This is a genomic window from Pseudomonadales bacterium (genome assembly GCA_024234165.1).
Taxonomy (GTDB): domain Bacteria; phylum Pseudomonadota; class Gammaproteobacteria; order Pseudomonadales; family UBA5518; genus UBA5518.
This window is the reverse complement of record JACKOP010000004.1, coordinates 386129-398525: the sequence shown is the minus strand read 5'-3', so window position 1 is coordinate 398525 and position 12397 is coordinate 386129. Positions and strand designations below refer to the sequence as shown.

10 protein-coding genes are annotated in these 12397 nt (G+C 66.1%); 9 read left to right on the top strand and 1 reads right to left on the bottom strand.

The window, feature by feature from the left end; all coding sequences use genetic code 11:
- Window positions 1–87 precede the first annotated feature (87 nt).
- From carA to greA, 3 genes are read left to right on the top strand one after another with little or no spacing between them, the layout of a single operon-like run.
- Complete coding sequence (gene carA, locus H7A12_14650) at window positions 88–1230, top strand: glutamine-hydrolyzing carbamoyl-phosphate synthase small subunit (GenBank protein MCP5322038.1); 1143 nt, start codon at window positions 88–90, stop codon at window positions 1228–1230.
- Window positions 1231–1280: 50 nt separating this feature from the next.
- Window positions 1281–4502, top strand: a complete 3222-nt coding sequence (carB, locus tag H7A12_14645) for a carbamoyl-phosphate synthase large subunit (protein ID MCP5322037.1) — start codon at window positions 1281–1283, stop codon at window positions 4500–4502.
- A complete protein-coding gene (gene greA, locus H7A12_14640; protein MCP5322036.1) occupies window positions 4502–4981 on the top strand; it encodes a transcription elongation factor GreA in 480 nt (159 codons plus the stop codon). The genes carB and greA overlap by 1 nt, the downstream gene beginning before the upstream one ends.
- Window positions 4982–5244: 263 nt before the next feature.
- Here greA and H7A12_14635 read toward each other — a convergent pair whose 3' ends face one another.
- On the bottom strand, window positions 5245–5553 hold the full coding sequence (locus H7A12_14635; protein ID MCP5322035.1) for a YhbY family RNA-binding protein: 309 nt from the start codon (window positions 5551–5553) through the stop codon (window positions 5245–5247).
- Window positions 5554–5743: 190 nt separating this feature from the next.
- Between H7A12_14635 and rlmE the strand changes: the two genes are divergently transcribed.
- The 6 genes from rlmE to secG all read left to right on the top strand — a co-directional run bounded on the left by rlmE (window position 5744) and on the right by secG (window position 12393).
- The gene (gene rlmE / locus H7A12_14630; GenBank protein ID MCP5322034.1) at window positions 5744–6376 is read left to right on the top strand and encodes a 23S rRNA (uridine(2552)-2'-O)-methyltransferase RlmE; all 633 of its coding nucleotides are present in this window, start codon (window positions 5744–5746) and stop codon (window positions 6374–6376) included.
- 553 nt (window positions 6377–6929) lie between these two features.
- Window positions 6930–8861, top strand: a complete 1932-nt coding sequence (locus H7A12_14625; protein MCP5322033.1) for an ATP-dependent metallopeptidase FtsH/Yme1/Tma family protein — start codon at window positions 6930–6932, stop codon at window positions 8859–8861.
- A 36-nt stretch (window positions 8862–8897) separates the two neighbouring features.
- Window positions 8898–9752 (top strand): dihydropteroate synthase, encoded by an 855-nt coding sequence (gene folP, locus H7A12_14620; GenBank protein MCP5322032.1) that lies wholly within the window; start codon window positions 8898–8900, stop codon window positions 9750–9752.
- Window positions 9749–11101 carry a phosphoglucosamine mutase gene (glmM, locus tag H7A12_14615; GenBank protein ID MCP5322031.1) on the top strand — a complete coding sequence of 451 codons (1353 nt, stop codon included), beginning with the start codon at window positions 9749–9751 and terminating at the stop codon, window positions 11099–11101. The genes folP and glmM overlap by 4 nt, the downstream gene beginning before the upstream one ends.
- 90 nt (window positions 11102–11191) lie before the next feature.
- A complete protein-coding gene (locus tag H7A12_14610) occupies window positions 11192–11944 on the top strand; it encodes a triose-phosphate isomerase (GenBank protein MCP5322030.1) in 753 nt (250 codons plus the stop codon).
- Window positions 11944–12393: a preprotein translocase subunit SecG gene (gene secG / locus H7A12_14605; GenBank protein MCP5322029.1), complete on the top strand. Its 450-nt coding sequence runs from the start codon at window positions 11944–11946 to the stop codon at window positions 12391–12393. The genes H7A12_14610 and secG overlap by 1 nt, the downstream gene beginning before the upstream one ends.
- Window positions 12394–12397: the final 4 nt, after the last annotated feature.

The window sequence follows — 12397 nt, the reverse complement described above, 5'->3', positions numbered from 1 at the left end:
TGTCTCGATGCCTGCGCTGCGCTTCCCCGGGCTGCCGGAAAACCTTTCCGGGTGGCTCTGCCGCCGCGACCACACGAGGAGAAACCATTGACTACCGAGCTCCATCGGCCGGCCGTTCTCGCGCTCGCAGACGGCAGTCTGTTCCGTGGTGTCTCGATCGGTGCAGCAGGCATCAGCAGCGGTGAAGTGGTGTTCAACACGGCGATGACGGGTTATCAGGAGATCCTGACCGACCCTTCCTACGCGCGGCAGATCATCACGCTGACCTATCCGCACATCGGCAACACCGGCGTCAACCGCGAGGACGAGGAGTCTGCTCGGGTGTGGGCGGCAGGTCTGGTCATCCGCGACCTGCCGCTGCTCGCCAGCAACTTCCGCAGCGAACAGACGCTTTCCGACTATCTGACCGAGCGCGGTGTGGTCGGCATTGCCGACATCGACACGCGCCGGCTCACACGCATCCTGCGCGAGACCGGTGCACAGAGCGGCTGCATCATGGCGGGCGACGTCGACGAGGCGCAGGCCTTGGCCACCGCGCGTGCGTTTCCGGGCCTGCAGGGCATGGATCTCGCCAAGGTAGTGAGCACTGACAAGCCCTACGTGTGGAGCGAGGGGTCGTGGGAGCTGGGGCACGGCCACCAGGCCGCGCCGCCGGCACGCTTCAAGGTGGTGGCCTACGACTACGGCGTGAAGCGCAACATCCTGCGCACGCTGGTGGACCATGGTTGTGCGCTGACGGTGGTGCCTGCCGAAACTCCCGCCGCCGAGGTGCTGGCGATGCACCCCGACGGGGTGTTTCTCTCGAACGGCCCTGGCGACCCGGAGCCTTGTGATTACGCGATCCGCGCGATCCGCGCGATCCTCGATGCCGGCATTCCGGTGTTCGGCATCTGCCTGGGGCACCAGTTGCTGGCGCTCGCGAGCGGTGCACGCACCGTGAAGATGAAGTTCGGCCACCACGGCGCGAACCATCCGGTGCTGGATACGGCGCGTGGCACGGTGATGATCACCAGCCAGAATCACGGCTTTGCCGCCGACGAGGCCACGCTGCCGCCCACGCTGCACGCCACGCACCGTTCGCTGTTCGACGGCTCGCTGCAGGGCATCGCGCGTAACGACTGTCCCGCGTTCAGTTTCCAGGGGCATCCGGAAGCCAAGCCCGGACCGCACGATGCGAGCGGGCTGTTCGCGCATTTCGTGGAGTTGATGCTGGCGCGCCGTGGCGCGTGAGTCCGTGACGCCGCGAGGCGTCCTGTGTTGAATCCGATCGGGTACCGAGCATGCCAAAACGCACCGACATCCATTCGATCCTGATCATCGGCGCCGGTCCCATCGTGATCGGGCAGGCCTGCGAGTTCGACTACTCCGGGGCGCAGGCCTGCAAGGCGCTGCGCGAGGAAGGCTATCGCGTCGTGCTGGTGAACTCGAACCCGGCGACGATCATGACCGACCCGGCGATGGCCGACGCCACCTACATCGAGCCGGTCAACTGGCGCACGGTGGCGAGCATCATCGAGCGCGAGCGCCCCGATGCACTGCTGCCGACCATGGGCGGGCAGACCGCACTCAACTGCGCGCTCGACCTGGCGCGCGAGGGCATCCTCGAGAAGTTCGGTGTGACGCTGATCGGCGCCACGCGCGAGGCGATCGACAAGGCCGAGGACCGGCAGAAGTTCGACCGTGCGATGAAGGCGATCGGGCTCGAAACACCGCGCAACGCCCTCGTGCACAGCATGGAAGAGGCGCTGCAGGTGGTCGACAGCGTCGGCTTCCCGTGCATCATCCGTCCCTCGTTCACGATGGGCGGCTCGGGTGGCGGCATCGCGTACAACCGCGAGGAATTCGAGGAGATCTGCGAGCGTGGCCTGGCGCTGTCGCCGACGCACGAACTGCTGATCGACGAGTCGCTGATCGGCTGGAAGGAGTTCGAGATGGAGGTCGTGCGCGATCGCGCCGACAACTGCATCATCATCTGCTCGATCGAGAACTTCGACGCGATGGGCGTGCATACCGGCGACTCGATCACCGTGGCGCCGGCGCAGACGCTGACCGACAAGGAATACCAGCTCATGCGCAACGCCTCGATCGCGATCCTGCGCGAGATCGGGGTGGAAACCGGCGGCTCGAACGTGCAGTTCGCGGTCGATCCAAGCAGCGGCCGTCTGGTCGTGATCGAGATGAACCCGCGCGTGTCGCGTTCCTCGGCGCTTGCGTCCAAGGCCACCGGCTTCCCGATCGCGAAGGTTGCGGCGAAGCTCGCCGTGGGCTACACGCTCGACGAGCTGCGCAACGAGATCACCGGTGGTGCCACGCCGGCGTCGTTCGAGCCGTCGATCGACTACGTGGTGACCAAGGTGCCGCGGTTCACGTTCGAGAAGTTCGCCACTGCCGATACGCGCCTGACGACGCAGATGAAGTCGGTCGGCGAGGTGATGGCGATCGGGCGCACGTTTCAGGAGTCGCTGCAGAAGGCGATGCGCGGCCTTGAAGTGGGTTCGGCGGGCTTCGAACCGCACGTGCACTCGCACGACGAGGCCACGCTCGAGCGCCTGCGCGGTGATATCCGCAATCCCGGCGCTGCGCGGCTGTGGTACCTGGCCGACGGTTTTCGCGCCGGTTTCTCGCTCGCCGAGCTATACGAACTGTCGGCGGTCGACCCGTGGTTCCTGGTGCAGATCGAGGACATCGTGCGCGAGGAAACTGCGCTTGCCCACCGGGCGCTGGCGAGCCTGGAGGCGGCGGAACTGCGGCGCCTGAAGCGCAAGGGTTTCTCCGACCGCCGGCTCGCGGACCTGCTCGGCGCGAGCGAGCGTGCGGTACGCGAGTGCCGGCATGCGTTCGGCATCCGCCCGGTGTACAAGCGCGTCGATACCTGCGCCGGCGAATTCGCGTCGGCGACCGCCTACATGTACTCCGCCTACGAGGAGGAGTGCGAGGCGGCGCCGAGCGCGCGGCGCAAGATCATGGTGCTCGGCGGCGGGCCGAACCGCATCGGGCAGGGCATCGAGTTCGACTACTGCTGCGTGCATGCGGCACTCGCGATGCGCGAGGACGGCTACGAGACCATCATGGTCAACTGCAACCCGGAGACCGTCTCCACCGACTACGACACGTCGGATCGTCTGTACTTCGAGCCGGTGACGCTCGAGGACGTGCTCGAGATCGTGCACGTCGAGCGTCCGGAGGGCGTGATCGTGCAGTTCGGCGGTCAGACGCCGCTGAAGCTTGCGCGTGCGCTGTACGCTGCCGGCGTGCCGATCATCGGCACCACGCCGGATGCGATCGATCGCGCCGAGGACCGCGAGCGCTTCCAGCAGATGATCGACAAGCTCGGGCTGTTGCAGCCGGCGAACGCGATCGTGCGCTCGGAAGAGGAGGCCGAAGTGGCGGCCGAGCGCATCGGTTATCCGCTGGTGGTACGGCCGTCGTACGTGCTCGGCGGGCGCGCGATGGAGATCGTGTATCGGCCCGAGGAACTGCGTACCTACATGCGCGAGGCGGTGCGGGTTTCGGAGGATGCACCGATCCTGCTCGACCTGTTCCTGCGCTCGGCGATCGAGGTCGACATCGACGCGGTATCCGACGGCGAGCGGGTGGTGATCGGTGCGATCATGCAGCACATCGAGCAGGCAGGAATCCACTCGGGAGACTCGGCGTGCTCGTTGCCGCCGTACAGCCTGCCGGCCTCCGTGCAGGCCGAGATGCGCGAGATCGTGATCCGCATGGCGCGTGAGCTGGGCGTGGTGGGGCTGATGAACGTGCAGCTCGCGTGGCAGGAAGGCAAGGTGTACGTGATCGAGGTGAACCCGCGTGCTTCGCGCACGGTGCCGTTCGTCTCGAAGTGCATCGGGCGCTCGCTGGCGAAGATCGCCGCGCGTTGCCAGGCGGGCGTGTCGCTCGCGGCGCAGGGCTTCACCGAAGAGGCGATTCCGCAGCTCTTCAACGTCAAGGAATCGGTGTTTCCGTTCAACAAGTTCCCCGGCATCGACCCGATCCTGGGGCCGGAGATGAAATCCACCGGCGAGGTGATGGGCGTGGGAGCGACGTTTGCCGAGGCCTTCCTGAAGGCGCAGGTCGCCGCCGGCGAGGAGCTGCCGCGCAGCGGCGTGGTCTTCATCAGCGTGCGTGACGCCGACAAGCCGGGCGTGATCGGCGTGGCGCGTGATCTGGTCGACATGGGTTTCAGCCTGGTCGCCACGCGCGGTACCGCGGCCGGCATTGCGGAGGCCGGGATTGCGGTCGAGGTGGTGAACAAGGTGCGCGAAGGTCGCCCGCACATCGTCGACATGATCAAGAACGAACGCATCCAGTTGATCATCAACACCACCGAGGGGCGGCAGGCGATCGCCGATTCCTCGACGATCCGCTCGAGCGCGCAGGCCTACGACGTGTACTACACGACCACGCTGGCCGGCGGTGAGGCGGTGTGCATGGCGCTGCGCCACGGTCCGGACACCAGCGTGCGCTGTCTGCAGGAGATTCACGGCGGGAGGACGGGCTGATGGCCGCACGGGTTCCGATGACGGTGGAGGGTTCCGAGCGCCTGCGCGAGGAGCTCGATCAGTTGAAGCGCGTCGAGCGGCCGCGCATCTCGAAGGCGATCGCCGAGGCGCGCGAGCACGGCGACCTGAAGGAGAACGCGGAGTATCACGCCGCGCGCGAGCAGCAGGGCTTCGTCGAGGCGCGCATCAACGACATCGAGTCGAAGCTCGCGGGCGCGCAGATCATCGATGTCACGAAGATTCCCGAGACCGGCCGCGTGATCTTCGGCGCGACGGTCGCGATCCTGAACCTCGAGACCAACGACACGCTGCGCTATCGCATCGTCGGCGAGGATGAAGCGTCGGTGCGCGACAACAAGATTTCGGTGACCTCGCCGCTCGCCCGCTCGCTGATCGGCAAGGAAATCGGCGACGTCGTCATGGTACGCACCCCGGGCGGCGACACCGAGTACGAGATCGTCGCCACGCAGCACATCTGACCCCGCATGTCGGATTGAAATCCGACCCACGTAGGTCGGCATTCAATTGGCGTAGGTCGGCATTCATGCCGACAGAATGTCCGTAGGTCGGCATTCATGCCGACAGAATGTTCGTGGGTCGGCATTCATGCCGACAGAATGTTCGTAGGTCGGCATTCATGCCGACAGCGTGTTCGTGGGTCGGCATTCATGCCGACAGGGTGTTCGTGGGTCGGCATTCATGCCGACAGCGTTATGCGTCGTTCGTCGGAATAAATCCCGCCCTACATCGACCGGGGCACCTTCGTCAAACGCGGATTGGGTTCGGGATTGCGGCGGTAGACCAGCACCACCTTGCCGATTTCCTGCACCACCTCGGCGCGGAAATCGGTGGCGATCTGCCGCACGAGCTGGTGACGCAGATCGCGCTCGGCAATGACCAGCTTGACCTTGATCAGCTCGTGATCGTGCAGCGCACGTTCGATTTCGGCCCGGACGGTCTCGCTGAGGCCATTGCCTGCCACCGTCACCACCGGGTGCAGTGCGTGGCCGAGACCGCGCAGCTTTTTCCTGAATTCCGGGTCGATGGGCATACGGGCAGGTTCCGGTCGGCTTGGCTGGGGCGGCATTGTAGCCTGCGCATGGGCAGATCCACTGCCAGGCTTTTGGCGTAATTTGTGCTGATCCTGAGCTGTTCGTGCGATCAGATGCTGCAATATGCGTTCGAACGTCGATTTCAAGACCGCTGGTTGCCGACAGCGGCACCGGTGCGGGGGGGCAGCAGTGGCGAGGTCGAAGAGCAGCGGCCGATGGTTGCGCGAGCATCATGCCGATCGCTACGTGCAGCGTTCGCGTGCCGAGGGCTACCGTTCGCGGGCCAGTTACAAATTGCTCGAGCTGCAGCAAGGCGACCGTCTGCTGCGTGCGGGCGACGTGGTCGTCGACCTGGGCGCGGCACCCGGTGGCTGGAGCCAGGTGGCAGCGGATCTGGTCGGCGACCGTGGGCTGGTGGTGGCGTCGGACATACTGCCGATGGACCCGATCGCAGGCGTGAGCTTCGTGCAGGGCGACTTCACCGAAGACGCGGTGTTCGAGCAGGTGCTGGGTGTGCTCGGCGAGCGACGCGTCGACCTTGTAATGTCGGACATGGCCCCCAATATGAGTGGTATCCGCGATGTCGACCAGCCGCGCTCGATGCTGCTGGCGGAGCTCGCGCTCGATCTGGCAACGAGGGTGCTGAAGCCGGGAGGGGTGTTCGTCTGCAAGATATTTCACGGAGAGGGCTTCGATGCGTACGTGAAGGTCTTGCGCGCTGCCTTCACGCACGTGCTGACGCGCAAGCCCGATGCCTCACGTGACCGCTCGCGCGAGGTGTATGTGGTGGCCCGCGGGTTCCGTGGCAGCCCGTCGGATTGAAATCCGACCCACGTGTCGGGTTGAAACCCGACCTACGGATCGCGGATCGACGTAGGTCGGCATTCATGCCGACAGGGCTGTCCGGACGCCGCATCGACGTAGGTCGGCATTCATGCCGACAGGGGATGTCCGAACGCCGCATCGGCGCAGGTCGGCATTCATGCCGACAGGGATGTGCGGACGCCGCATCGGCGCAGGTCGGCATTCATGCCGACGGGGATGTGCGGACGCCGCATCGGCGTAGGTCGGCATTCATGCCGACGGGGATGTCTGGACGCCGCATCGACGCAGGTCGGCATTCATGCCGACAGGGATGTGCGGACGGCGCATCGGCGCAGGTCGGCATTCATGCCGACAGGGATGTGCGGACGCCGCATCGGCGCAGGTCGGCATTCATGCCGACGGGGCTGTCCGGACGGCGCATCGACGTAGGTCGGCATTCATGCCGACGGGGGTGTGCGGTGTGCGAACGGCGATGGTGTAAAGTGGCACCAGGTTTTACGGTTTTACGCGCGCGGGTGCGCGACCCGTTGAGGGCAGGACGTTGAACGATATGCTGAAAAATCTGCTGTTGTGGGTGGTCATCGCAGCGGTGCTGCTGACGGTGTTCCAGAACTTCAACATGCAGCCGCAGCGCGAGCAGGTGAGTTACAGCGATTTCCTCGAGCAGGTGCAGGGCGATCGCGTTCGCAAGGTCGTGATCGACGGCCTGCTGATCGTCGGCGAGCGCGAGGACGGCAGCCGGTTCGAAGTCGTGCGGCCGCAGGTCACGGACAGCGGTCTGATGGGCGACCTGCTCGATCACCGTGTCGCCATCGAAGGTCGCAAGCCCGAGCAGCAGAGCCTGTGGTCGCAGTTGCTGGTCGCCTCGTTCCCGATCCTGATCATCATCGCGGTGTTCATGCTGTTCATGCGCCAGATGCAGGGCGGTGCGGGCGGGCGCGGCGGCCCGATGAGCTTCGGCAAGAGCAAGGCGAGGTTGCTGTCCGAAGACCAGATCAAGACCACGTTTGCCGACGTGGCGGGCGTGGAGGAAGCGAAGGAAGACGTGCAGGAGCTGGTCGAGTTTCTGCGCGAGCCGAGCAAGTTCCAGAAGCTCGGCGGGCGCATCCCGCGTGGTGTGTTGCTGGTCGGACCGCCCGGCACCGGCAAGACGCTGCTCGCGAAGGCGATCGCCGGCGAGGCCAAGGTGCCGTTCTTCTCGATTTCGGGTTCGGACTTCGTCGAGATGTTCGTCGGTGTGGGCGCCTCGCGCGTGCGCGACATGTTCGACCAGGCGAAAAAGCAGTCGCCGTGTATCATTTTCATCGACGAGATCGACGCCGTGGGCCGTCACCGTGGTGCCGGCCTGGGCGGTGGTCACGACGAACGCGAGCAGACGCTGAACCAGTTGCTGGTCGAAATGGACGGCTTCGAGCCGAACGACGGCATCATCGTGATCGCCGCCACGAACCGGCCCGACGTACTCGACCCGGCGCTGCTGCGCCCGGGTCGCTTCGACCGCCAGGTGGTGGTGGGGCTGCCGGACATTCGTGGCCGGGAGCAGATCCTGAAGGTGCACATGCGCCGCGTGCCGCTGGGCGACGATGTGGATCCGGCGATCATCGCGCGTGGTACGCCCGGTTTTTCCGGCGCGGACCTGGCGAACCTGGTCAACGAGGCCGCGCTGTTCGCCGCACGTGCCGACCACCGCATGGTCTCGATGCACGAGTTCGACCTCGCCAAGGACAAGATCATGATGGGCGCCGAGCGCAAGTCGATGGTCATGTCCGAGAAGGAGCGGCGCAATACGGCCTACCACGAAGCCGGGCATACGATCGTCGGGCGCCTGGTTCCCGAGCACGATCCGGTCTACAAGGTCAGCATCATCCCGCGCGGGCGCGCGCTGGGCGTGACGATGTTCCTGCCGGAGGAGGACAGGTACTCGCACAGCCGACGGGCGCTGACCAGCATGATCTGCAGCCTGTTCGGTGGCCGTATCGCCGAGGAGCTGATCCTGGGCGCCGACGGAATCACCACCGGCGCGAGCAACGACATCCAGCGTGCCACCGAGATCGCCCGCAACATGGTGACCAAGTGGGGTCTGTCGGAGCGCATGGGGCCGTTGCTGTACGACGAATCGCAGGAGGAGGTGTTCCTCGGGCGTGCTGCCGCGATGGGGTCCAAGCACACTTCCGACGACACCGCGAAGAAAATCGACGAGGAGGTACGGCGGATCGTCGACGAAGCCTATGCGACGGCGCGCAAGCTCCTGGTCGACAACATCGACAAGCTGCACGCGATGGCCGAGGCGCTGGTGCAGTACGAAACGCTGGACACCGAGCAGATCGACGCGATCATGGCTGGCCGCAACGCGCAGCCCCCGGTGCACTGGAGTGACCGCGGTGGTGGCCGCCCGGCCGCACCGCCCACAAGCGGAGACGTGCCGCGCGCTGACGACAAGCCGGCGGGTGGTCCGATCGGCGGGCCGGCCGGGGAGCACTAGTGCCGGTTGCGGGCGCTGCCGCACAGACTGCCTGACATGCTGCTGCACTGCGCGGGCCGCGTGCTCGATCTGTCGTACCCGCGCGTGATGGGTGTCCTCAACATCACCCCCGATTCGTTTTCCGACGGCGGAGAGTTGCTGCTCGATGCACGCCCGCATATCGATCGCGTGCTGCGCCGTGCCGCGAGGATGGTTGCCGGTGGCGCGGCGATCATCGACGTCGGCGGCGAATCGACCCGCCCGGGTGCGGCACGGGTTGGCGAGCAGGAGGAGATCGATCGCGTCCTGCCAGTGGTCGACGCGCTGCTGGCACGCTTCGATACCGTGGTCTCGGTCGATACCAGCAGCCCGCGCCTGATACGCGAGGCAGCGGTGCTCGGCGCCGGCATGGTCAACGACGTGCGCGCGCTGGGCCGTGAAGGTGCGATGGCGGCAGTGCGTGATGCCGGCATGGCAGTGTGCCTGATGCACATGCGTGGCGACCCCGGGACGATGCAGGACGAGCCCCGCTACGACGATGTCTGCGCCGAGGTGCGCGCCTTCCTGCTCGCGCGTGCAGCAGCGTGCGAAGACCTGGGCATCGGGCGCGAGCACATCGTGATCGACCCGGGCTTCGGCTTCGGCAAGACCCTTGCGCACAATCTGGCGCTGGTGCGCTATCTGCCGGTGCTGGCGCACTGCGGCTACCCACTGCTTGTCGGCATGTCGCGCAAGTCGATGATCGGCCGAATTACCGCACGTACGGTGCGTGGACGCCTGCCGGGAGGGCTTGCGTTGGCTACACTTGCCGCGCATGCGGGTGCACGGATCGTGCGCAGCCACGACGTGGCCGCCACGTGTGATGCACTGAAGGTCGTCGCGGCAGTCGATCAGGGAGCGGTATCGGGATGAGCAGGAAATTCTTCGGAACGGATGGTATTCGCGGCAAGGTCGGCGTCGAGCCGATCACTCCGGACTTCATTCTCAAGCTCGGCTGGGCCGCGGGGCGTGTACTGGCGCGCCATGGGTCGGGGTCGCGTACCAGTAACCTGGTGCTGATCGGCAAGGACACCCGCATCTCGGGCTACATGTTCGAGTCGGCGCTCGAGGCGGGGCTGGTTGCGGCCGGGCTCGACGTCTCGCTGCTCGGCCCGATGCCGACTCCGGCGGTTGCGTACCTGACGCGCACCTTCCGCGCGGCGGCCGGCATCGTGATCAGCGCCTCGCACAACCCGTTCGACGACAACGGCATCAAGTTCTTCTCGTCGCAGGGCACCAAACTGCCCGATGCGATCGAGCAAGAGATCGAGGACGAGATCGACCGGCCGATGCAGACGCGCGACTCGAGCGGGCTTGGCAAGGTGACGCGTCTCAGCGACGCTGCGGGGCGCTACATCGAGTACTGCAAGGGCACGTTCCCGGCCGAGGCAACGCTCGATGGTCTGAAGATCGTGATCGACTGTGCCCACGGTGCGACCTACCACGTGGCGCCGGCGGTTTTCGAGGAACTCGGCGCCGACGTGGTGGCGCTCGGCGTGGAGCCCGACGGGTTCAACATCAATCGCGATGCCGGCTCCACGTCGCCGCAGGCGCTGGTGGATGCGGTGCTCGAGCACCGTGCGGACATGGGTATCGCGCTCGATGGCGACGGTGATCGGCTGATCTGCGTCGACCATGCCGGAGTCATCGTCGACGGTGACGAGTTGCTGTACATCATCGCCGCCGAACAGCAGCGCGCGAGTGGCCAGTGTGCCGGCGTGGTGGGAACGCTGATGAGCAACCTCGGCATGGAGGTGGCGCTGCGCGAGCTGGGCATTCCGTTTGCGCGTGCCAAGGTCGGTGACCGCTACGTGCTGGAAATGATGGAGCAGAGGGGCTGGCGTCTCGGCGGTGAATCGTCGGGCCATATCATCTGCCGCGACGTCACGACCACCGGTGACGGCATCGTGTCGGCGCTGCGTGTGCTGGCTGCGATGAGCGCGCGGGGCGAGAGCCTGCAGGCGCTGCGCAGCCGGGTGAGCAAGTTCCCGCAGACGATGATCAATGTGCGCGTGGGGCGCCAGGCCGAACTGGCGGGCAACGGTGCAATCGGCGACGCCGTGCGCGTGGTGGAAAATCAGCTCGGCGAGCGTGGTCGCGTGCTGCTGCGTGCCTCGGGTACCGAGCCGGTGATTCGCGTGATGGTCGAGGGTAGCGACGCCGTTGAAGTCGAGCGTCATGCGCAGGCGCTGGCCGATGTGGTGCGTGCAGTTGCGTCCTGAGCCGGGCGCCCTGATCGTCATCCGGGCGGGTTTCTTGTGTCCCGAAGGGGATGTAGTTACCATCTGCGCCCGCTTTTGCAGGGGGACGCCGTGCGACGGACGCTGGTAGCCGGCAACTGGAAGATGTGTGGGACTCGCGCCGTGCTGCGCGAAGTGATCATGGAGTTACGCGCCAAGGGTCCGGCAACGGTCGAAGTGGTACTGTGTCCACCGTTCCCGATGCTGGCGCCTGCTGCGGACATGATCGCGGATGCTGCGATAGGTCTCGGCGGCCAGAACCTGCATCCGGGTGTGGAAGGTGCGTATACCGGCGAAGTATCGGGTGCGATGCTGCACGAGGCGGGATGCCGCTACGTGATCGTGGGGCATTCCGAGCGGCGTCGCGATTATCGCGAGACCGATGCCGACGTTGCTGAGAAGGCTGCCGCCGCGCTGCGCGAAGGGCTGTGTCCGATCGTGTGTGTCGGTGAGGATGCCGGAGAACGGGCACGCGGGCAGCAGTTCGCGGTGGTCGAGCGGCAGCTCGCGGTGATCGGCGCGGTGCTCGGTGCAGCTGGTCTGAAGCAGTGTGTGCTGGCATACGAGCCGGTGTGGGCGATCGGAACCGGGGTCACGGCGACGCCCGGGCAGGCCCAGGAGGTTCATGCGTTCCTGCGCACGCAATTGCGTGCACTGGACGCAACGATCGCCGACGAGGTGCGCATTCTCTACGGCGGCAGTGTGAGGGCGGGGAATGCGCGCGAGTTGTTTGCGCAGCCCGACATCGACGGCGCACTGATCGGTGGTGCGTCGCTGTCGGTCGATGAATTCGTGGCGATCTGCATGGTCGCGGAAGGAACGTGATGGAACAGTTGATATTGGTCGTTTATCTGCTGCTGGCGGTCGCGATGACCGGCCTGATCCTGCTGCAACAGGGGCGGGGTGCCGATGCAGGCGCATCGTTTGGCAGTGGTGCCTCCCAGACGGTGTTCGGTTCGGCGGGCAGTGGCAACGTGCTGACGCGTGCGACGGCGATTCTCGCGACGCTGTTCTTCGTCGCCAGCGTGGGGCTGGCAGTGATGGCAAAGCACAAGGCAGAAGCAGCACGCGATGCGCAGATCCCGGTTCCGGTGGTGACCGAATCGCGCCAGGTGCAGGAATTGCCAGGCGACTTGCCGCAGCAGGCGACGAACGAGGTTCCGTCCGCTGGCAGCGAGGTTCCTGCCGCGCCGGCGCCAGCGCAGCCGGAGATTCCCGCCCAGGGGGCTGGTAATCCGGCGCCGCAGGATGTACCGTCCGCACCCGCGCCGTGACGCC